The 21,009-nt window shown below is 67.7% G+C and carries 17 protein-coding genes; 7 read left to right on the top strand and 10 right to left on the bottom strand.

Going from position 1 to position 21,009, the window contains the following annotated elements:
* Positions 1-147: 147 nt before the first annotated feature.
* The 6 genes from P2T65_RS02615 to uraH all read right to left on the bottom strand — a co-directional run bounded on the left by P2T65_RS02615 (position 148) and on the right by uraH (position 8,544).
* Complete coding sequence (locus tag P2T65_RS02615) at positions 148-2,463, bottom strand: xanthine dehydrogenase family protein molybdopterin-binding subunit (RefSeq protein WP_063189189.1); 2,316 nt, start codon at positions 2,461-2,463, stop codon at positions 148-150.
* Positions 2,464-2,491: 28 nt separating this feature from the next.
* Positions 2,492-5,686, bottom strand: a complete 3,195-nt coding sequence (locus P2T65_RS02610; RefSeq protein ID WP_055457881.1) for a multidrug efflux RND transporter permease subunit — start codon at positions 5,684-5,686, stop codon at positions 2,492-2,494.
* Positions 5,687-5,749: 63 nt separating this feature from the next.
* Positions 5,750-6,889 carry an efflux RND transporter periplasmic adaptor subunit gene (locus tag P2T65_RS02605; RefSeq protein WP_210165955.1) on the bottom strand — a complete coding sequence of 380 codons (1,140 nt, stop codon included), beginning with the start codon at positions 6,887-6,889 and terminating at the stop codon, positions 5,750-5,752.
* A 331-nt stretch (positions 6,890-7,220) separates the two neighbouring features.
* The gene (locus P2T65_RS02600) at positions 7,221-7,538 is read right to left on the bottom strand and encodes a rhodanese-like domain-containing protein (RefSeq protein ID WP_055457391.1); all 318 of its coding nucleotides are present in this window, start codon (positions 7,536-7,538) and stop codon (positions 7,221-7,223) included.
* A gap of 143 nt (positions 7,539-7,681) precedes the next feature.
* Complete coding sequence (lysM, locus tag P2T65_RS02595) at positions 7,682-8,128, bottom strand: peptidoglycan-binding protein LysM (RefSeq protein WP_055457392.1); 447 nt, start codon at positions 8,126-8,128, stop codon at positions 7,682-7,684.
* A gap of 59 nt (positions 8,129-8,187) precedes the next feature.
* A complete protein-coding gene (gene uraH / locus P2T65_RS02590; RefSeq protein WP_063189193.1) occupies positions 8,188-8,544 on the bottom strand; it encodes a hydroxyisourate hydrolase in 357 nt (118 codons plus the stop codon).
* 179 nt (positions 8,545-8,723) lie between these two features.
* Between uraH and P2T65_RS02585 the strand changes: the two genes are divergently transcribed.
* The 7 genes from P2T65_RS02585 to P2T65_RS02555 all read left to right on the top strand — a co-directional run bounded on the left by P2T65_RS02585 (position 8,724) and on the right by P2T65_RS02555 (position 15,227).
* Positions 8,724-9,761 (top strand): cysteine synthase A, encoded by a 1,038-nt coding sequence (locus P2T65_RS02585; protein ID WP_063189196.1) that lies wholly within the window; start codon positions 8,724-8,726, stop codon positions 9,759-9,761.
* Positions 9,762-9,798: 37 nt separating this feature from the next.
* A complete protein-coding gene (locus P2T65_RS02580) occupies positions 9,799-10,158 on the top strand; it encodes a LysR family transcriptional regulator (RefSeq protein ID WP_055457395.1) in 360 nt (119 codons plus the stop codon).
* A gap of 168 nt (positions 10,159-10,326) precedes the next feature.
* A complete protein-coding gene (locus tag P2T65_RS02575; protein WP_055457396.1) occupies positions 10,327-11,031 on the top strand; it encodes an ABC transporter permease in 705 nt (234 codons plus the stop codon).
* Between the two features lie 8 nt (positions 11,032-11,039).
* Positions 11,040-11,777, top strand: a complete 738-nt coding sequence (locus tag P2T65_RS02570; protein WP_276199134.1) for an ATP-binding cassette domain-containing protein — start codon at positions 11,040-11,042, stop codon at positions 11,775-11,777.
* Between the two features lie 15 nt (positions 11,778-11,792).
* Entirely contained in the window at positions 11,793-12,653 is an 861-nt protein-coding gene (locus P2T65_RS02565; RefSeq protein ID WP_082464651.1) for an extracellular solute-binding protein, read from the top strand.
* Positions 12,654-12,722: 69 nt separating this feature from the next.
* Entirely contained in the window at positions 12,723-13,613 is an 891-nt protein-coding gene (locus P2T65_RS02560; protein WP_055457399.1) for a BadF/BadG/BcrA/BcrD ATPase family protein, read from the top strand.
* 999 nt (positions 13,614-14,612) lie between these two features.
* The gene (locus P2T65_RS02555; RefSeq protein WP_055457401.1) at positions 14,613-15,227 is read left to right on the top strand and encodes a transglutaminase-like cysteine peptidase; all 615 of its coding nucleotides are present in this window, start codon (positions 14,613-14,615) and stop codon (positions 15,225-15,227) included.
* A gap of 18 nt (positions 15,228-15,245) precedes the next feature.
* On the opposite strand, the gene P2T65_RS02550 is transcribed toward P2T65_RS02555, so the two are convergent.
* The 4 genes from P2T65_RS02550 to P2T65_RS02535 form a co-directional block, all read right to left on the bottom strand.
* Positions 15,246-17,390, bottom strand: a complete 2,145-nt coding sequence (locus tag P2T65_RS02550; protein ID WP_055457402.1) for a Wzz/FepE/Etk N-terminal domain-containing protein — start codon at positions 17,388-17,390, stop codon at positions 15,246-15,248.
* 217 nt (positions 17,391-17,607) lie between these two features.
* Positions 17,608-18,360 (bottom strand): metallophosphoesterase, encoded by a 753-nt coding sequence (locus P2T65_RS02545; RefSeq protein WP_063189208.1) that lies wholly within the window; start codon positions 18,358-18,360, stop codon positions 17,608-17,610.
* 29 nt (positions 18,361-18,389) lie between these two features.
* The gene (locus tag P2T65_RS02540; protein ID WP_276199133.1) at positions 18,390-19,487 is read right to left on the bottom strand and encodes a glycosyltransferase family 4 protein; all 1,098 of its coding nucleotides are present in this window, start codon (positions 19,485-19,487) and stop codon (positions 18,390-18,392) included.
* Positions 19,484-21,001: a hypothetical protein gene (locus tag P2T65_RS02535; RefSeq protein WP_276199132.1), complete on the bottom strand. Its 1,518-nt coding sequence runs from the start codon at positions 20,999-21,001 to the stop codon at positions 19,484-19,486. The genes P2T65_RS02540 and P2T65_RS02535 overlap by 4 nt, the downstream gene beginning before the upstream one ends.
* Between the last annotated feature and the right edge of the window lie 8 nt (positions 21,002-21,009).

Below are 21,009 nucleotides of genomic sequence, written 5' to 3'. Positions count from 1 at the left end.
CCAAACGACTCGCCGGCAGTCGGCGCCGCCAGACCCGGCGGATAGAAAGCGCATGCTCTGGCGTCGTTCCAATGACGAGCTCGTGAACCGGTGGCGTTCTCCCCGCCCGTTTCGGCCAAAAGCCCCGCGTGGCTCCCGCGCGGAGCCTTATGCCGCCCGCCGCGCCTCAGCCTCGCGGATGGCCGCGAAGATGCGGTCGGGCGTTGCCGGCATGTCGACATGCGCAATGCCGTAGGCCCGGTGCAGCGCATCGATCACCGCATTCATCGTGGCGGGCGTCGCCCCGATGGCGCCTGCCTCGCCAGCCCCCTTCATGCCCATCACATTCGTCGTCGACGGCACGTTGCGCGTCTCGAAGGTAAAGGAGGGCAGGTCGTCGGCTCGCGGCAGGCGATAGTCCATGAGCGAGGCAGTGACGAGCTGGCCGCCCTCGTCATAGATGACGCGTTCGTGCAGTGCCTGGCCGATGCCCTGAACGGCGCCGCCATGCACCTGCCCGGCAAGCAGCAACGGGTTCAGGGTGACGCCGAAATCATCGACAACCGTGTAGCGCACGATCGTGACCGCGCCTGTCTCGGGGTCGACCTCCACCTCGGCGACATGGGTGCCGTTGGGATAGGTGTCGGCCGGCGGTGTCCAGTCCTCGCGGGCCCTGAGCATGTCCGCGCTCGCGCCTGGCAGCGTGGCAATCTCGGCGAAGGAGAGGCCGCGGTCGGTGCCGGCGATGCGCACGCCGCCGGCGGCGATCTCGAGATCCGCCGGCCCGGCCTCCAGCGCCTCGGAGGCGAGTTGCTTGAGCTTCGCGACAAGGCTGATCGAGGCCTTCTGCACGGCGGCGCCGCCGACCGGGATGGAGCGCGAGCCGCCCGTGCCGCTCCCGGTCGCAATGGCATCCGTATCGCCCTGCAGGACGCGGATCCGGTCCATCGGCAGGTCGAGCTGCTGCGAAGCGAGCTGGGCATAGGCCGTCAGGTGCCCCTGCCCCGTCGACTGGGTGCCGATCAGCACTGTCGCCGACCCGCCCTCCTCGATCCGCACCTCTGCGGCCTCGGGCCCGCCGCCGGCGCAGGCCTCGATATAGGAGGCCATGCCGATGCCGCGCAGCAGCCCCTTCTTGCGCGAGGCGCGGAGCCGCTCCTTGAAGCCGGCATGGTCGGCCACCTCGAGCGCGCGGCGCAGATGCCCCTCGAACTCGCCGGTGTCGTAGACCCGGCCGGTCGAGGTCCTGTAGGGCATCTTCTCGGGCTTGATGAAGTTGAGCGCTCTCAGCGCATCCGGCGCCTTGCCGATGGTGTGGGCGATGTAGTCGACGAAGCGCTCGATGGCATAGGCGGCCTCGGGACGGCCGGCCCCGCGATAGGCGTCCACCGGCACGGTATTGGTATAGATGCCGCGCACGCGCACATCGATCGCCGGTATGTCGTAGCAGCCCGGCGACATGGTCGCCCCGGCCGCCGGCACATAGGGCCCGAACTGCGAGGCATAGGCGCCGAGATCGGCCTTGAGGTCGACGCGCATGGCAAGGAAACGGCCACGGCGGTCGAGCGCCATCTCGAGCGTCGTGACGTTGTCGCGCCCCTGCGTGTCGCCGAGGAAATGCTCGGAGCGCTCGGCCACCCAGCGCACGGGCCGCCCGAGCTGCTCGGCCGCGAACATCGTCAGCGGATATTCGCGATACATGAAGATCTTGGTGCCGAAGCCGCCGCCGACGTCCGGCGTGACGACGCGGATATTGCCGGGCTCGACCTTGAAGATGTGCCTCGCGAGAATGTCGCGGATGTCGTGGCTGCCCTGGCTGCCGAGCGTCAGGGTCCAGCGGCTCTTGCCGGCGTCATATTCGGCGAGACAGGCGCGCGTTTCGAGATAATTGGCGACGAGGCGGTTGTTGACGAGCGTCAGCGAGACGACGCGGTCGGCCTTGGCGAAGGCCTTGTCGGTCTTCGCCTTGTCGCCGTGGTGCGTGTCGAAGGCGACGTTGCCCGGCACCTCGGGCCAGACCAGCGGCGCGCCCTCGGCGAGCGCGGCCTCCATGCCGACGGCGACCGGCAGCGGCTCCCAGTCGATGGCGAGCGCTTCCGCCGCATCCCGCCCGGCCGCTTCCGTCTCGGCCACGATGAAGGCCACGGCCTCGCCGATGTGGCGCACGGTGTCCTTCGGCAGCACCGGGTTCGGCGGCAGCACCATGCGCTTGCCGTCGCTGTTCTTGACCGGGCCGAGGCAGGGGATGTCGCCGAGATGGGCGACGTCCTCAGCCGTGTAGACCGCGAGCACGCCTGGCATGGCGCGCACCTCGGCCACGTTCTCGATCGCGAAGCGCGCGTGGGCGTGCGGGCTGCGCACGACGACGGCGTGGGCCATGCCTTCGGCAGCGATATCGGACGTGTAGCGTCCGGTCCCCGTCACGAAACGCGCGTCCTCGACGCGCCGCACCGCCTGCCCCACACCGAACTTCATCGCACGCATCGCATGGTCCTTTCGTCGGTCGTTTCGGTCAGCTGGCCTCGCCCCCCGCCGACTGCGAGGCTTCCCTGAGGCCCCGGCGGCCGCCGCGCAGCGCGATCACGAGATAGCGCAGCACGATGTAGAAGACCGGAGTCAGGAAGAGGCCGAAGAACGTCACCCCCAGCATACCCGAGAAGACGGCCGTGCCCAGTGCCTGGCGCATCTCGGCGCCCGGGCCGCTGGCGATGACGAGCGGCACGACGCCGAGAATGAAGGCGAAGGCCGTCATCAGGATGGGCCGCAGACGCAGGCGCGCCGCCTCGACCACCGCCTCCACGGGCTTCTTGCCCTGCTCCTCCGCCTGCTTGGCGAACTCGACGATGAGAATCGCGTTCTTCGCCGCAAGGCCGATGAGCACCACGAGGCCGATCTGCGTCAGGATGTTGTTGTCCATCCCCCGCAGCGTCACGCCGATCATGGCGGCCAGCACGCTCATCGGCACGATGAGCACGATGGCGAGCGGCAGGGCCCAGCTCTCGTACTGGGCGGCCAGCACCAGGAACACGAAGACGACGGCGAGCGCGAAGATGAAGATCGCCGTGTTGCCCGTTGCCTTCTCCTGGAAGGCGAGGTCCGTCCATTCGAAGCCGACGCCTGGCGGCACGGTGGTGTTCGTCACCTGCTCCATGGCATCGAGCGCCGCACCCGTCGACACGCCCGGCGCCGCGTCACCCTGCAGCGGGACGCTGGTGAACATATTGTAACGCTGGATCAGCACGGGCCCCGCGACGTCGCGGATCTGTACCAGCGAACCGAGCGGCACGAGCGCGCCGTTGGCGCTGCGCACCTTCAGGCGCTCGATGTCCGACCGCTCGATGCGGAAACGCTCGTCCGCCTGCACGCGCACCTGGTAGATGCGGCCGAAGGCATTGAAGTCGTTCGCATAGGCGGAGCCGAGGTTGATCTGCAGCGCCTCGAACACGTTCGCCAGCGGCACGTCGAGCATGCGCGCCTTGGTGCGGTCGATGTCGAGGTAGATCTGCGGCGTGTTGGCCCCGAAAGTCGTGAACACGCGGGTCACGTTCGGGTTCTGGTTGGCCGCGATCATCACCTCCTGCGTCACCGCGAGCAGCTGCTCGATCCCGAGCCCGATGCGGTCCTGCAGCTGCAGCTTGAAGCCGCCGGCATTGCCGAGGCCCTGCACGGGCGGCGGCGGAATGGCGATGGTGAACGCCTCCTGGATCTGTTGAAGCTGGCCCATGAGCTGGCCGGCGATGGCATTGGCGTTGAGCCCCTGAGGCAGGCGCTCCTCGAAGGGCGTCAGCGTCGCGAAGATCACGGCCGAGTTCGAGTTGGTCGTGAAGGTCGCGCCGTTGAGGCCCACGATGCCGACCGCATGGGCGACGCCTGGTACCTGCATGGCGATCTCGCTGGCGCGCTTGGCAACCGCATCCGTGCGCGACAGGGACGCGCCGTCCGGCAGTTGCAGCACGACGATGAGATAGCCCTGATCCTGCGCGGGAATGAAGCCCGTCGGCACGCGCTGGGTGATATGGGCCGTCGCCGCGACGAGGCCGCCATAGACGGCAAGCGCCAGGACGAGCACCGACTTGCGCCCGACAAGCCCGCGTACGGAGCGTGCATAGCCGTTGGAGGCCTTGTCGAAGCCCCGGTTGAAACCGCCCGCGAGCCGATTGCCGATGCGCGCGAGCAGCGAGCGCGGCTGATGGTGCGGGTCGTGGGGCTTCAAGAGGAGCGCGCACAGGGCCGGCGACAGCGTCAACGAATTGAAGGCCGAGATGATCGTCGAGACGGCGATGGTCAGTGCGAACTGCTGGTAGAACCGCCCGGAAATGCCCGGGATGAACGCCGTCGGGATGAACACCGCCGACAGCACCAGGGCGATCGAGACGAGCGCCGTGCCCACCTCATCCATCGTCTCGTGCGCGGCATCGCGCGGCGACATGCCGAGGGCGATGTTGCGCTCGACGTTCTCGACCACGACGATGGCGTCGTCGACCACGATGCCGATGGCGAGCACGAGGCCGAACAGCGTCAGCGTGTTGAGCGAGAAGCCCATCAGCGCCATCACCGCGAAGGTGCCGACCAGCGACACCGGAATGGCGACGATGGGAATGATCGCCGTGCGCCAGGATTGCAGGAAGACGACGACAACGATGATGACGAGCAGGACTGCCTCAAAAAGGGTCTTGTAGACCTCTTTGACCGATGCCGCGATATATTCCGTCGGGTTGTAGACGATCGTGTAGTCGATGCCGGGCGGGAAATCCTTCTTGATCTCCTCCATCTTCGCGATGACGTCTTCCGATGCCTGGAGAGCGTTGGTGCCCGGGCGCTGGAAGATGCCGATGGCAACGGCCTGCTTGTTGTCGAGATAGGAGTTCGTCACGTAGTCGCGGGCGCCGAACTCCACCCGTGCCACGTCCTGCAGACGCACCAGCCGCCCGCCCTCGCCTGCCTTGACGATGATATCGCGGAACTGGCGTACGTCGCTGAAGCGCCCCTGCGTCTGTACCGTTATCTGGAAAGCCTGGTCCGCCGGCGCCGGCTGCTGGCCGAGCGCGCCGCCCGAGACCTGCACGTTCTGCTCGCGCAGCGCCTGCACGATGTCGCCCGCCGACAGGCCGTAGGACGACAGGCGGTTGGGATCGAGCCAGACACGCAGCGAATATTCGCGCACGCCGAAGACGGTAATGTCGCCGACACCTTCGAGGCGCAGAAGCTGGTCACGCACCCGGATGAGGGCGTAGTTCGAGAGATAGAGTTCGTCGAAGGTGTTGTCCGGCGACAGGAGGTGCACAACCATGAGGAAGTTCGGCGAGCTCTTGCGCGTCGTCACGCCGAGCTGGCGCACCTCTTCCGGCAGCCGCGGCAGCGCGACGGACACGCGGTTCTGCACGAGCACGTTCGCCTGGTCGAGATCGGTGCCGATGTCGAAGGTGATCGTGAGCTGCATCGTCCCGTCGGCCGTCGAATACGAGGACATGTAGAGCATGCCCTCGACGCCGTTGACCTCCTGCTCGATCGGCGTCGCCACCGTCTCGGCGACTGTCTTGGCGTCGGCGCCTGGATATTGCGCGCTGACGACGATGGTCGGCGGGGCGATGTCGGGATATTGCGCAACCGGCAGGTTGGCGTAGGCGATGAAGCCGACGAGCAGCGTCACGATCGACAGCACGGAGGCAAAAATCGGCCGGTCGACGAAGAAATGCGGGAACTTCATCGCGGAGAACTCCAGCGGGAATGCGGGCGGCCGTGCCGGCGGCCGCGGCGTCAAGAGGGAACGTCAGCGCGTCGGCGGCAGCGTCGTCATCTCGGGCGCGACCGCCGCGCCGGGACGCACGCGCTGAAGGCCGTTGACGACGATGGTCTCGTCGCCCTTCAGGCCCTCCCGGATCAGGCGGTAGCCGTCGATGCGCGGACCGGGGCGCACGAGCTGCGCCTTGACCGTGTTGTCCTCGCCGACAACCCAGACGAGCCGGCGCTCCTGGTCGGTGGCAATCGCCTCGTCGGGCACGAGCACGCCCTGATAGGGCGGCGAGCCGGGCACCGAGACGCGGCCGAAGAGGCCCGGCGTGATGAACAGCTCCGCATTCGGCACGATGGCGCGCAGGCGCATGGTGCCGCTCGCCTCGTCGAGCCGGTTGTCGACGAAGTCGAGCTTGCCCTCGCGAGCCGGCTTCGTCTCGTCCGTCAGCGCGATCTGGACCGCGACCGGCTCGCCCGAGCCGTTGGACGCATCGAGGTTGAAAACACGGTTGTACGCCAGGAACGAGCGCTCATCGACGTCGAAATAGAAGTAGATCGGATCGAGGCTGACGATGGTGGTCAGCAGCGTGTCATTGGCGTTGACGAGATTGCCGACGCTGACAAAGCGACGGCTGATGCGGCCCGAGATCGGTGCCTTGACCTCGCTGAACTCGTAGTTGAGGCTCGCCTCCTGCATCGCCGCCTGAGCCCGGTCGAGCTCGGCCTTGGCAGTGAGAAAGTTCTGGCGCCGCTGGTCGAGCAACTGGTCGGAGATGTTGCCCGTGCGGCGCAGTGATTCGGCGCGCTCCAGATCGCTCTCGGCGAAGTTGAGCCGCGCCTGGGCGGACACGAGGGTTGCCTGAGCCTGGTCGAGCGCGGCCTTGTACTGCCGCCGGTCGATGACGAAGAGCACGTCGCCGGCCTTGACATTGGCGCCGTCCTCGAAGTCCACGCGCTCGAGATAGCCCGAGACGCGCGAGCGCACCTCAACCATGTCGACCGCTGCGAAACGGCCCGTGAAGTCGTCGCGCTCGACAACTTGCTTCACGACCGGCTTGGCGACCGTCACCGGGGGAGGCGGTGGAGCGCCCTGCCCGGCCTGCTGCCCGCCGGTGTCGGAACATGCCGCCAGCCCAGCGACGATGAGCGAAAGGAAAAGGGGACGCATCGCGCGCATGGAAATCCACCAGTTCAGCAAGGGGAGAAAGAGACGCTACCGCTCAAGGACGTTTGGCAGGAGCCTATATCGAGTGCACGCCCCGGGATAACAAGGGCAGCAGATGCAACATTCGCCACCGAATTGCCATGGTTGCTTCAATGCAACACCGAAATGATGGCGCGAAGACCGTCTTTCCGCCGCGCGGCAGCCTCATTCGCGCAGCAAACGGCCGTGGAGGCTCTTGATTCCATTCAGGGCGAAAAACCGCTATCGTGCTGATGATAGTGCGTTCCCGCCGGTGAGGATATTTTCCTCTGAACCGGGGCGGCCTCCGTCAAGGTGCGAAAGCCTAGCCTTCGACTGGACCGCCGCTCGCGATCCAGTCTTTGAAGCCGCCGCGATAGTGCTCGGACAGATCAAGGCCTGCTGCCCGGCTCAGCATCAGGGCCTGCTGGGAGCGCACACCCGCCGCGCAGGAAAACACGATTCGACGTCCCGCATAGGCGGCAAGAGCGCCGGGATCGAAGCTGGAAAGCGGCAGGGAAACGCTGCCGGGAATGTGCCCGGCGGCAAATTCATGCGGCTCGCGCACATCGACGAGCACGAGCGAGCCGTCGGCAAGTCCCGCCGCCACGGTCTCGCGATCGAGGTCAATCACCGTCGTCATGTCCTGCCCTCGCCGTCGCGCCCTTCCACCTCCGGAGATTCGGAGGCGGACGCGGAGATTGTCGCCTCCCGGCGGACAAGACAAGAGCGGTGATACGGGAGCGACCTGTCTCCCGACCGTGCCGCAAGACAGGTGCCAAGACGTTACGAGATCGGCGGAATGCGCAATACCTGGCCCGGATAGATCTTATCGGGATGGGTCAGCATCGGCCGGTTGGCCTCGAAGATCACGGTGTGCTTGGCGCCGTTACCCTTGCCGTAATGGCTTTCGGCGATCTTCCACAGCGTGTCGCCCTTAACCACGGTGTACATCGTCGCCTTGGGCGCTTCCTGCTCCACGATGAGCGCATCGTCCACTGCCGCGACGCCGACAGTGTTGCCGAGCGCCAGGATGACCTTCTCGGCCTCCTCCGTCGACAGGGTCTTGCCGGACACCTTCACGGTGTCGCCGGATACGGCGATGTCGAGCCCGTCGACCTTGAGGCCGTGCTTGGCGACTTCCTTCTTCAGTTCTTCGGGCGTCGCGGCCTTCGCCTCGCTTGCGCCGAAGAGCTTCTCTCCGGCTTCCTTGATGAAGCTGAACAATCCCATGACATCAACTCCCTCTTCAAAAAAACTTGGGCCCGCCCGATCCGCGGGGATCGACTGCATCAGCTGCCGCGGTAGGTGGCATAGCTCCAGGGAGAAACGAGCAGAGGCACGTGGTAATGGCCGTCGGGCTCGGCAAGGCCGCACCGCACCGGCACATCATCAAGGAAAGGCAGATCCGTCCCGCCGCGCCCGTCGCGCCGGAAATAGGCACCCACGTGGAATACCAGTTCGTAGCGCCCGGGCCGGTAGTCGGCCCCTGCGAGGAGCGGCGCATCGGTCCGCCCGTCGCCATTCGTCACGGCCTCGGTGACCGGCGTCCGTGTCCCGTCCGCCTCGATCCGGAAGAGCTCGATGCGAATGCCGGCGGCCGGGCGGCCGGCGGCGGTATCGAGCACATGTGTGGTCAGCCGGCCCATCGGCTCCTCCTGCCGGACGATTCTTCGGGCAAGGCGCTGACCGCGTCAACCATATCGGCGGCGACTAAAACCCGTCGAAAAACGTGCTTTGAAGCGGCCGCCGCGGCGTCGTTGGACAATTCATCCGCCATGCCTTAATGCCTGCAGCAGCCGGTGATGAGCTGCAACGGAGCCTGCCCATGAGCATCAAGCCTAGTGTCGTCGAAGCCATCGGCAACACCCCTCTCATCCGCCTCGCGCGGGCCTCCGAGATGACGGGCTGCGAGATTCTCGGCAAGGCCGAGTTCATGAACCCCGGCCAGTCCGTCAAGGACCGGGCGGCGCTGTTCATCATCAAGGACGCGGTGGCGAAAGGCACCCTGAAGCCCGGCGGCACCATCGTCGAGGGCACGGCCGGTAACACGGGCATCGGCCTCGCGCTTGTCGGCAATGCGATGGGCTTCCGCACCGTCATCGTCATTCCCGACACCCAGTCGCAGGAGAAGAAGGACACGCTTCGCCTCCTTGGGGCCGAACTCGTCGAGGTGCCGGCCGTCCCCTATGCCAACCCCAACAACTACGTGAAGGTCTCCGGCCGCCTCGCCGAGGAGATCGCGGCGAGCGATCCCCGGGGCGCGATCTGGGCCAACCAGTTCGACAATGTCGCCAACCGGCAGGCGCATATCGAGACTACGGGCCCCGAAATCTGGGACGCGACGGGCGGCAAGGTCGACGGCTTCATCTGCGCCGTCGGCACCGGCGGCACGCTCGCCGGCGTCGCCATGGCGCTGAAGGAGCGCAACCCGAAGATCACCGTCGGCCTTGCCGATCCCATGGGCGCCGCCCTCTACCACTACTACGCCCACGGCAGCCTCAAGGCCGAGGGTTCGTCCATCACCGAGGGCATCGGCCAGGGCCGTATCACCAAGAACATCGAAGGGGCGCCCGTCGACGTCGCCTTCCAGATCCCGGACGAGGAGGCCATTCCCCTCGTCTTCGAGCTGCTGGAGCATGAGGGCCTGTGCCTCGGTGGCTCGTCCGGCATCAATGTCGCCGGCGCCATTCGCCTTGCCCGGCATCTCGGCCCGGGCCATACCATCGTGACGGTGCTATGCGATTATGGCACGCGCTATCAGTCGAAGCTGTTCAACCCCAACTTTCTGCGCGAGAAGGGCCTGCCGGTGCCAGCCTGGCTCGATCGCGGCCCGCAGGTGAAAGCGCCGCTCGTCGCCGTATGATCGCCTCGATTTCCGAACGGGAGGCTGCCGCAGCGCCATGGAGAGCCAAGTCGAGGTCCGCCTGCGCCTCCTGCTGGGCCCGTCCATCGCCATCGGCCCCGGCAAGGCCGAGCTGCTACGCGGCATCCGCGAGACAGGCTCGATCGCCGCAGCCGGCCGGCGCATGAACATGAGCTACCGGCGCAGCTGGCTCCTGGTGCGTACCATGAACACCTGCTTCCGCGAGCCGCTCGTCGATGCCGCCAAGGGCGGCTCCGGCGGCGGCGGCGCGCGCCTCACCGACGCGGGCCTGCGCGTCCTCGTCCTCTATGAGGAGATGGAGCGCAAGGCGCGGCAGTCCATCGCCGGCGAAGTCGCCGGGCTGCGTGCCATGATGCGCGACGCACCAGAGGAGTGATTCCTCCCTTCCCGAGACCGGCCCAGCTCGTGCCGATACCGGAGGGGGATAGGTGCCGCCTATCCCCGATATGCCGCAGATATCATATCGGTTTCAAGGCACGACTGTGCATCATGGCACTTGAGGCACGGTCGCGCGGGAGCGACCGTGGCCGGATGAGAGGCCAGATTGCAGGGTTTAGATGAAGCATTGGCGGCGGCGTGGCGGCTGATCGTCACGGGTGACACAGCCCTCGTCGAGATTGTCGCCCTCTCGCTGAAGGTCAGCCTTACCGCCGTCTTCTGTGCCGCCGTGGTCGGTCTGCCGCTCGGCGCGGTCCTGGCGCTCGTCCGATTTCCCGGTCGCGGTCCCGTCATCGTCGTCATCGATGCCCTGATGGGCCTGCCGCCGGTGGTTGCAGGTCTCTTCGTCTATCTTCTCCTCTCCCGCGCCGGTCCCCTCGGCCCGTACGGCCTGCTGTTCACCCCGACGGCCATGGTGATCGCCCAGACCCTGCTGGTGATCCCGATCATCGCGGCGCTGACCCGGCAGGTGGTCACCGACCTCTGGGCGGAATACTGCGAGCAACTCACCTCCCTCGGGGCCGGCCGACTGCGGGCCGTGCCGACGCTTCTGTGGGACGCGCGCTCCAGCCTCGTCACGGCGATCCTTGCCGGGCTCGGCCGCGCCATGGCGGAGGTCGGCGCCATCCTCGTCGTGGGCGGCAACATCGACGGCGTCACGCGCACCATGACGACGGCCATCGCGCTCGAGACGAGCAAGGGCGACCTGCCCCTTGCCCTCGGCCTCGGCATCGTGTTGCTCGTCATCGTGCTCGCCATCAACGCCGCGGCCCACATGCTTGGCGCCACGGCCCGCCGCGCCGCGGGATGAGGCCGCCGATGCATGCCCGGGCCACCATCCTTCCCCTCAGCCTCGACCGGGTGACCTATGCGCGCGGCGGCGAGACACTCATCGACGGCATCTCGGTCACCATTGGTTCGTCGAGCCGCACCGTCGTCCTTGGCCCCAACGGCGCCGGCAAGAGCCTGCTGCTGCGCCTGTGCCACGGCCTGGTCGCGCCGACCGACGGCGCGGTGCGCTGGGCCGGCGCCGACGCCTTCGGACGCCGCGACACCGCCGGGCGGCAGGCGATGGTCTTCCAGCGGCCGGTGCTGCTGCGCCGCTCGGCCCTCGCCAACATCACCTATGCCCTGGCGCTGCAAGGCCGCCTCGAGCGCGGCGAGCGCGATGCGCGTGCCCGCGAAGCGCTCGCGAGCGTCGGTCTCGCCCATGTCGCCAAGCGGCCGGCGCGCGTGCTCTCCGGTGGAGAGCAGCAGCGCCTCGCGATTGCGCGGGCGGCCGCCCTTGAGCCGGACGTGCTTTTCCTCGACGAGCCGACGGCCAGCCTCGATCCCGGCGCCTCCCGCGCGATCGAGGACGCCATCCGCGCCATCGACGCCGCCGGCACCAAGATCATCATGACGACGCACGATCTCGGCCAGGCCCGACGCCTCGCCGAAGAGGTGCTGTTTCTCTGCCGCGGCCGGCTCATGGAGCATACCCCCGCTGGGGAATTCTTCGAGCACCCGCGCACGCCGCAGGCGGCCGCCTTCCTGCGCGGCGACCTCGTGGCCTGAACGATTGGGCCGGCGATGACAATGAGGCTGTTCGAAACGACCCGCCGCGCCGTCATCGCCGCGGCCGTGGGCGCAGCAATCTGGGGATTTGCGGCCCCGGCCGGGGCGCAGACGGCGGAAAGGCCCTTCATCACCGTCGCCTCCACGACCTCCACCGAGCAATCCGGCCTCTTCAAGCATCTCCTGCCGCAGTTCACCGGGAAGACCGGCATCGAGGTGCGCGTCGTCGCGGTCGGCACCGGCCAGGCGCTGAAGATCGGCGAGCGCGGCGATGCCGACCTGGTCTTCGTCCACGCCAGAAGCGCGGAGGAGGACTTTGTTGCCAAGGGCTTCGGCGTTGGCCGCTCCGACGTCATGTACAACGACTTCGTCCTCGTGGGGCCGAAGAGTGACCCGGCCGGCGTCAAGGGTAGTCGCGATGCCGTCAAGGCGCTGCAGGCCATCGCCCGCAAGAAGGCGCCCTTCGTCTCGCGCGGCGACGACAGCGGCACGCACCAGGCCGAGCTCGACCTTTGGCAACGCGCGGCGCTCCATCCCAAGGCCGACGGCAACTGGTATCGCGAGACGGGCTCGGGCATGGGGCCCGCCCTTAACACCGCGGCCGCCATGGACGCCTACATCCTCGCCGATCGCGGCACGTGGCTGAGCTTCAAGAACCGCGGCGATCTCACTCTCCTCGTCGAGGGCGACGACCGGCTCTTCAACCAATACGGCATCATCCTCGTCAATCCGGCGCGCCACGCGCATGTGAAGGAAAAGGAAGCCCGCACCTTCATCAACTGGGTCATCTCGCCCGAGGGCCAGGCGGCCATCGCCGCCTACAGGATCGAGGGCGAGCAGCTCTTCTTCCCCAATGCCCGCAGGAAGGGCGCCTGACCGTCCGACGGCAGCCTGCGCCGCAACGCCGCTTCCTGCGCCGCGCCCGAATCCGTCTATACTTGCGCAATGTTCGTATCGGGCGCAGCAGACACCTTCCTTCTCGGCGTCGACGGCGGGGGCACCCAGTGCCGCCTGCGCCTGCGCTCCGGCGACGGCGCCCTCGTCGGCGAGGCGAGCGGAGGGCCTTCCAATATCCGTTTCGATCCTGAGACGGTAGCCCGCGCCATCCTCGCCGGCTGCCACGCGATCCTCGACCGCGCCGGCCTTCCACGCGAGACGACATCGCTCATCCACGCCGGCTTCGGCCTCGCCGGGGCGGCGCAGACCTCCGCCCGCGAGCAGTTCCTGGCGAGCCGGCTGCCCTTCCGCTCGATCTCGCTCGATACGGATGCCTATGCCGCTTGGCTCGGCGCTTTCGGTGGCGAGAACGGGGCCATCCTCATCGTCGGCACCGGCTCCTGCGGCCTGTCGATCGTCAACGGGGAGCGAACCTACGTGGGTGGCTGGGGGGCCGAGATTTCCGACGAAGGCAGCGGGCTAGCAATCGGCCGCGAGGCGATCAGGCGGGCGCTCTGGGCCCATGACGGGCGGGCGACGATGACCGCGCTGGCAGAGACGCTGCTCGACGGCTTCGGCCGCAATCCCGAGATGATCATCGACTGGGCGCGCTCTGCCCGTCCGGCCGATTTCGCGCGCCTGGCGCCACTCGTCTTCGATTATGCGAACCAGCGTGATCCCTTGGCCATAAGCCTCGTGGAGACAGCCGCGCGTGATGTCACCCGCATCGCCGAGCGCCTTCTTTCCGCTGGCGCTCCACGACTGTGCCTCATGGGCGGCGTCGCCGGCGCGTTGAGGCCCTGGCTGCCGCCCTATGTCACTGACAGGATCGTCCCGGCGGCGGCCGACGCGACCGAAGGGGCCATCCTGATGGCCTGCCGGGCGGCTGGCGGCAACTGACCCTGCAGACTACGGTCAATAAGGCCGCTTTCTCTTTTACTAAAAAACTGATAAATTTTTACCGATCTCTAATGGAGGGGCGCGGCCATGTTACCGCTCATTCGGTCTCGTTACACCTTGGCGGCCTTGGCCGCAGCAGGTGCTTATGCCTTGTCTTTCGTCCCGGCCGGTGCCCAGCAGGCTCCGACGATCAACCTCGGCCCGTTCCAGGCCATCGTGTGCCAGCCTGTTCCGCCAAACACGGCTCCGGCTTTCGTGCTCGAGCGCGGCGGCCAGTGCCCCGTCGGATTCGTCGCCGTGGTTGCCGATCGGCCTGCCGCGATTGACGCGCCCTCTCCGCTTGCTGACAACTCGAGCAGCAGCGGCTAAGCCGGCAGAAGAAGAAGCGTAGACGAGACAGCGTTCGGCAGTTTCATCTGAAAACCCGCAGACCTTCTGCGGGTTTTGTTTTGCATCCAACCGTCCGCCCCGCCCGGACAAATTGCTCCTGAGCGCGGCCCCAGCGGCAGCCTTTCCCCTCCTTGCGACATTGCTCCGCCGGTCTGCACGGCTGTGGCTGGAGCCCCCAAAGGGGAACGCAGCCCCGGCATGAGGCCGGGCAGCCCGCCTGCCCCTTCCCGCAGAAAATCGTCCAGGATTCGAGGGCCAGGGCAGGAATGCTGCCCTCGATATCCCCTTGGATCGGCGACGCCGCGCGAGGACACGCGCGGCCGTCATGCCGCACGCCCATCGGCGCACTGAGGCCGGAGCCGGGGCCCCGCAAGGTAGAGAATACCTCGCCACTGAACGATTGAACGCCGCGCGCCTCGATCAAAGGCAACCACCAAACCTATAAAACCCTATGGTTAACAGTTACTTCAAATTTTACCATAAGTTGAATTAAGATTAGGACGATAATCTTCGACAATGAATACGTACAATTGCGCTTTTATCAGCAGGGGATATTTATAAGAAGGGACGCAGAATTGCCGCATTCGAAACAATAAGAGGCGTCCCACCATGAAGACCAAAGAGCTTGCCATTGCCGCAGCCGCAATGCTGTGCATGTCTGCGGCCCCAGCCATGACCGCCCCCTCTGTCGACCCGCTCGAGGAGGTTGGGCTCGGCACTTCGACGCACATCCACCTCGGAATGTCCGTGCCGATCCCCCAGGGCTATTACGAACTTTGCATCGCCCAGCCGTCCGTCTGTCGCCCGCGCAAGGGCCAGGCGGATGTCACACGCGACGGTCAGGTGGTCCTGTCGCGCAAGAGGCTGCAGCAGATGGTGGCCGTCAACGCCGCGGTCAACCGCAGCATGCGCGCTGTCGAGGACATCAACCGGCTCGGCGTCGCGGACAAGTGGAGCATTGGCGGTGCGTCGGGCGACTGCGAGGATTTCGCTCTGACCAAGCGCCAGCGCCTGCTCGCGCAGGGCTGGCCCTCCAGCGCCCTTCTCATCGCGCTTGTGCGCACGTCGTGGGGCCAGCAGCACGCCGTGCTGCTGGTGCGCACCGACAGGGGCGACTATGCCCTCGATAACCTCGTTCAGGAGGTCAAGCCCTGGCGCAGCACGTCCTATTCCTGGGAAAAGGTACAGTCACCGACGCAGATGTGGGTCTGGCACAACGTCTGATCTGGCGCCGGGCGGGCCTCACGCGCTCCCGCCCGGCTTTCGACCTTTGGCTGCATAGGGATAGTAGCTTCCCTCCCCCGATGCCGCAGCGACCCCGTTGAGCGCGACATAGACCGTCTCGCCCTTGACCCGGCGAAGTTCCTTGAGGCTCTGCAGCACCTCGCGCTGCGTCGTCGTCTTCCAGTGCACGACATAGAGCACCACGTCGGCATAGACGGCGAGCAGCAACGGATCGGAGACGACGGCCAGCGGTGGCGCATCGAGAATGATGACGTCGAAGGCCTTGCGGCAACCCTCGAGCAACGCCCGGAAACGGGCTGAATCGAGGATGCTCTCGGCCGGGAAGAACTGGGCATCGCCGCTGATGAAGGCCGACATGTCGCTGAGCGGGTCTATGACCCGCACATCGTTGACATGGGCTGTCGTGGCCCGGTCGGCGAGGATGTCGACAAGGCCCGTCTTGACGTCGACCTTGAGCAGGCGATGCACACTCGGCTTGCGCAGGTCGCAGTCGATGAGGAGCGTTCTGCGGCCTGCCAGAGCCGCCGCCCGGCCGAGTGCGACGGCCGTGACGGACTTGCCCTCCCCCGGCTTCGTCGAGGTGACGAGCACGACCTTTCCCCCCGCCTCGCCTTCGCCGGCGCTCATCAGGATGTCGAGCCCCAGGCGCAGGCGGCGGATCGCCTCGGCGTAGCCCGAGCCGGGCTCGCGCACCACCTTGTCCTGCACTGGCACGGCGGCTCTGGCCGACTCGACCTGCGGCAGGCTTGCGACGACGTCGAGCCCCGTCGCCTCCTCGACCTCGTCCGCCTTGAGGAAGCCGCGTCCAAAGGTGTCGCGAACCCAGGCGATACCGAAACCCGCACCGAAGGCGAGGAACAGCGAGGCGACGAGGATCGGCAACGTCGGCGGAAAGCTCGGCCGCACCGCGGCCATCGCCTCGGCGACGATGCGGCTGTCCGCCAGCACGAGGCCACGCTGCTGGCTCACCTGTCTAAGGCGACCGAGGTAGTTCTGATAGAGCGCGCGGTTCGCCGCCACCTCTTCGCGCAGCTTGTAGAGCTGGACCGACGCATCAGCCGGCAGGTCTGACGTGTTGACGAGCATGTCGAGGTCGCGGCGCACCTGCTGTGCGCGCTGCTCGGACGCATCGGCCGCGCGCTGCAGTTCCTCGGTGCGGGCACGGCCGAGCGCCACGATCCGGGCATCGATGGCAGCGATGCGTGTGCGCAGGGCTGTAACCCGCGCCGGCGGCAACCTTCCGGCCGACAGTTGCCGCTCGATCTCCCGGCGCTCCTCGGTGAGGGCATCGCTCTCGCCCCCTGCCAAGGCCCTTGCGATGCCGGTGGTGTCTGCGTCTTGCACCAGGGGCTCGAGCGTTCGCAGCCGCGCGAGCGCATCAGTCCGTGCGGCAATGTCCTCCTCGAGAGCCGTCCGGAGCGAAACCAGGCGGTTGCGGCCGTCCTCCCCCATCCGCTCCATCGCCTGCTCCAGCGTGAATCGGTCGAGTTCGGCTTCGGCCCGCCGCAGTTCCTCGCCGAGGTCGGTCACGCGGCTGGCGAGAACGCGCTCCGCATTCGCCACGAGCCGCAGCCGGCTCGCGATCTGGTCTTCAATATAGGCCTGGGCATAGGCATTGGCGATGCGGGCCGCCTTGTCCGGATCGCGCGAGGAGGCTTCGATGGCGATGATCGAGGTGACGCCGCGGCGGGCGATGTCGACGCGCCGCGCCAGCCGGTCGATGATGCGCCGCTCGACGCGCGGCGGAAGGGGCTGTCCCGGCTGCGCCTGCCCCTCGGACCCATCGACGGCGGCCGGCCACAATCCCGCGGCGATCTGGGTTAGAAGATCCGGCCGGTTAAATTCCTCGTCGTCCTGCAGGTTGAGCCGGGCGATGACGCGCCGCGCGATCACCGGCGAGGCCATGATCTCCACCTCACCGTCGACGGCGCCGATATTGGGCGGAGCGGGCGTAACGTTGTCGAGGCTGACCAGCCTCTGCTCCCGCGGGTCGATCATGACGAGCGTCGTCGCGGAATAGCGCGAGGGGATCTGCGACAGTACAAGGATGACGAGCCCCAGAACGGCGATGACCGTGACGGCGATGGTGAATCGCTGGCGACGCAGCAGGCCCGTAAGCGACTGGAGATCGAACTCGTTCAAGGGTGCCCCTCCTCCCGGCCGGTCGCCCCGTCGCGGGGCGGCACGGGACTCGTCGACCAGGGTATCGGCTTTCGGAAGAGCGCAGCGGAGATGGCGTTGCGCGGCGAATGCGGAAGACGCACGAACGCCATGAGCTCTCCTTATCCCCGAACGGGACAACTGACAGCAAAAAGGCTAGCACGCTGAAGGGGCGGGCGACAACGCGCACGACGACTGCCTATGACGTGAGAAAACGATACCCCCGCCCCTCGAGGCACAGGCACGACAGCACGTCCGAGGCGAAGGCTCCTGTGTCGATTCCGATGCGGTTCCGACAGACCTCGGGCGCCGCGACGATCGTATGGCCGTGAACGACAACCTTCTCGTAGACCTCTGCCGCATCCAGGAACGGCCGGCGGATGCCGACGAGATCCTCCGGACGCTGCTGCGCGAGTGGCACCCCCGGCCTGATGCCAGCATGCACGAAGAGATAGTCGCCGACGACATGCGTCAGCGCGCAGCGTCGCAGGAAATCGACATGACCCTGCGGCATGTGCCGCCGCAGGACATCTGGCAGTTCCGGAAAGCCGCGCTCTGGCGCGAGGTTGCGCCAATCGATACCGTAGGATGCGAGCGTCGCGTCGCCGCCGTTCGTCAGCCAGGCCATGGCATCGCCGCTGCCCATCAGCGCGGAAAGGAGCATGACCTCATGGTTGCCGATGAGCGGATGGAAGGCGGCGCCCGGTAGCGGCCCGGCCGCCAGCATCTCAAGCACCTGCGCCGAGTCCGGCCCCCGGTCGACATAGTCCCCGAGCGTCACCAGCGCCACCTCTCCGCCATGGCCTCGTGTGTCCTCCGCGATGGCGGCAAGCACGCGGGCGAGCAGATCCGCCCGCCCGTGGACATCGCCGACGCAATAGACGCGCAGCCCCTCCGGCACTGCCGCAGCGCCGAGGCTGACGGTGCGCAGCCGGCGGCGCGCCGAAAACATCCCCGACCATCGTGCGCGTCGCGCCGCGATCATCCCGTCCTCCCCGCCGCCCTGCGCCACACCTGCACAAGCCGTTCGATGAAGACCGCGCTGTCGAGATCGGCCGTATGGCGCACCGCCGCCGCTTCTCCCATGCGCCGGCGCATCTCCCCGTCGCCGATGAGCACGGTGAGCGCATCGGCAAGCGCACCCGCGTCGCCCACGGGCACGAGCCGGCCCTCGACCCCGTCATGGAGGATCTCCGGGACAGCTCCGACCGGGGTCGCCACAACCGGCTTGCCCGCCGCCATCGCCTCCACGATGCTCATCGGCAGGTTCTCGGCCCGGGACGGCAGGACGACGATATCGGCCCGCCCCGCCAGCATCTTTGCCGCGCCCGCATCGAGCCAGCCGGGAAAGGTGACGAGCCTCGACAGGCCGAGGCTTTCCGCCCGCGCGCGGAAGCGCTCCACAGCTCCGTTGCCGGCGATCGTGCAGCGCCAGCCACCAACGCTGCGCCCGCGCAACAGGGACAGCGCGTCGAGCAGCACGTCGGTGCCCTTGCGCTCGCCGACCTCGCCAAGCACGACGAGATGTACGCCGCCATCCTCATGTTCCGCCGCAGCCGGGACGCGTGGCACGGCATTGTAGACGATCGCCGTCGCCACCTCCGGCCCGGCGATGCGCGTGACGAAATCCCGCCAGTGATTGCCAAGCACCACAACGCAGGTCGCACGGCGGAACAGGGTGCGGATCGCCGCCTGCATGAAGGAGCCGCAGGCGGCGTAGTAATCGTCGAAATTGGCTCCGTGCAGATGCACCACGACAGGAACGCCCACGAGCGACAGGACGCGCTCCATCAACGCCTTGCGCAGCACGCTGCCACGAGTGGCGAGATTGAGATGCGCCACATCCGCCCCGCCGCTGAGGCCGAGAGCAAGGCAGCGCGCGAGCGCACCGGCGAAGACAAGGGGCGACAGGAGCTTGCCGAGGCGGCCCCGCGTCGTCACGCAGATGAGCCGCACATCCTCCCCGCCCCTGTCGGCGAGCGCTGCGGCCATCGCCTCGACGACCCGGTCCATGCCCCCGTCGATGCCGAGGCGGGTCACGATAACGGTCAGGGTCGGCCCGGCGGCTGCGGCTGTCATGGCACGGCCTCTCGCCCTGCGGACGCGGGCAGGAAACGCAGAAGTCGCGGCATCGCTGCGGCGACGATGGCGTGTTCCGCCGCCGGCAGCCGCCGCGCCCGGCCGAGCACCACGGCAAGGTGCACGAGCGCCGCCAGCGCCGCGACGAGGATCTGCATGGCCGGCATCACATCCGCCGCCATCAGACGCGCGCCCATGCCGACAATGAGCGCGCTCGCGACGACGACGAGGAGGAAGGGCAGATCGCAGATGCCGCGCACGCCGCTCCTCCTGAGGCTCGCCGCGAGCAGGAGCAGACGCGCGCCGATGTCGAGAATCGGGATGACAAGGGCAGCAACGAGCGGCATCACCAGACCGGTCAGGATGAGCATCCCGAGCCAGAAGAGGCCGATGGGCAGGACGGCGGCAAGGGCCTGTCGGCGCGCCAGCACGGCGGCCGCTGTCTCCAGGCTGCGATAGAAGCCGTAGAGCGGCGGCAGGACGAAGAGCACCGGCAGCACCCAGTCGAGACCCGCAAAACGCCCGCCGGCGAGCAGCGCCAGCACCGCCGGCCCGCCGGCAAGCAGGCCGACGACAGCCGTGGAGAAGACGACGAGGTCGAGCTTGAACACGAGCGACAGCGCCGCCGCCATTGGGGCCTGCGAGCCGGCGCGCGCCGCATGGCTCATCACCGCCGGCTCGATGAAGGGCGACAGCACAATGCCCGATGTCAGGCGCAGGAAGCTCAACATTAGCCCCTGCATGAAGGAGAAGGCCGCGAGGAGTTCGACCGGCATCGCCCCCGACACCGCCAGACGCACTGCGGGCGGGCTCATGACCATGGCGCCGGCCGTGCTGAGATAGCTCGCGCCGGCAAGCGCCACGAGGTTCTGCCGCGGCGTCTGCCCGCTCCCGGACATCGCGCCGAGCCGGGCAACACCCACCGCTGCCGCGCCGACGAGGGCGAGCCCGGCAAGGGCTGCGGTCGCGGCGCAAAGCATGACGACGGTCGCTGCCTCCACGGGCCAGCCGAGCCCAACGGCCGTCACGAGGGCGGCGAGCCGTACAAGTGGCTCGCCGACGGCGACGGCGCGGCTCAGCCGCTGTTGCCCGAGGATCTGGCAGATGCTTTCGGCGTCGCTCGCGAGGAGGAGCCCCGCCGCCCAGACCACCGCGGCGGTGACCAGCACGCCGTCGGCCGATGCCGGCAGGAGGCCGCCGACCGACGCCAGGAAGGCGGCGAGGGCGAACAGGGCGAGCACGCCGAGCCGCATCGCCGCGACGCGGCCCAGCAGGCGCCGCAGGCCGGGACCGTCGCCCGCGTGATGACGCGCGCTCGCCTCGTAGGCGAGCACCGTCGGCACGCCGAAGAGCAGGAGCGACTGCGCCAGGAGGGCTGCCGCCATTGCCACCGCATAGCCGGCATAATCGGCGAGCGGCAGCACGCGTACGACGAGGAGCTGGAAGGCAAAGCCGAGCGCGACGGCGGCGAGGCGCCCGCTGGCGAAGATGAGGAGGCTGCTGCCGAGGCTCACGGGCGCAT

It is taken from the genome of Chelatococcus sp. XZ-Ab1, from assembly GCF_029309855.1.
Lineage (GTDB): Bacteria > Pseudomonadota > Alphaproteobacteria > Rhizobiales > Beijerinckiaceae > Chelatococcus_A > Chelatococcus_A sambhunathii.
Note: the sequence above shows the minus strand (reverse complement) of the source record. Positions and strands in the feature narration are given on the sequence as shown.

Coding starts and splice junctions, on each gene's coding strand:
- P2T65_RS02615 (WP_063189189.1), bottom strand. CDS start 2,463: ATGCGTGCGATGAAGTTCGGTGTGGGGCAGGCGGTGCGGCGCGTCGAG.
- P2T65_RS02610 (WP_055457881.1), bottom strand. CDS start 5,686: ATGAAGTTCCCGCATTTCTTCGTCGACCGGCCGATTTTTGCCTCCGTG.
- P2T65_RS02605 (WP_210165955.1), bottom strand. CDS start 6,889: ATGCGCGCGATGCGTCCCCTTTTCCTTTCGCTCATCGTCGCTGGGCTG.
- P2T65_RS02600 (WP_055457391.1), bottom strand. CDS start 7,538: ATGACGACGGTGATTGACCTCGATCGCGAGACCGTGGCGGCGGGACTT.
- lysM (WP_055457392.1), bottom strand. CDS start 8,128: ATGGGATTGTTCAGCTTCATCAAGGAAGCCGGAGAGAAGCTCTTCGGC.
- uraH (WP_063189193.1), bottom strand. CDS start 8,544: ATGGGCCGGCTGACCACACATGTGCTCGATACCGCCGCCGGCCGCCCG.
- P2T65_RS02585 (WP_063189196.1), top strand. CDS start 8,724: ATGAGCATCAAGCCTAGTGTCGTCGAAGCCATCGGCAACACCCCTCTC.
- P2T65_RS02580 (WP_055457395.1), top strand. CDS start 9,799: ATGGAGAGCCAAGTCGAGGTCCGCCTGCGCCTCCTGCTGGGCCCGTCC.
- P2T65_RS02570 (WP_276199134.1), top strand. CDS start 11,040: ATGCATGCCCGGGCCACCATCCTTCCCCTCAGCCTCGACCGGGTGACC.
- P2T65_RS02565 (WP_082464651.1), top strand. CDS start 11,793: ATGACAATGAGGCTGTTCGAAACGACCCGCCGCGCCGTCATCGCCGCG.
- P2T65_RS02560 (WP_055457399.1), top strand. CDS start 12,723: ATGTTCGTATCGGGCGCAGCAGACACCTTCCTTCTCGGCGTCGACGGC.
- P2T65_RS02555 (WP_055457401.1), top strand. CDS start 14,613: ATGAAGACCAAAGAGCTTGCCATTGCCGCAGCCGCAATGCTGTGCATG.
- P2T65_RS02545 (WP_063189208.1), bottom strand. CDS start 18,360: ATGTTTTCGGCGCGCCGCCGGCTGCGCACCGTCAGCCTCGGCGCTGCG.
- P2T65_RS02540 (WP_276199133.1), bottom strand. CDS start 19,487: ATGACAGCCGCAGCCGCCGGGCCGACCCTGACCGTTATCGTGACCCGC.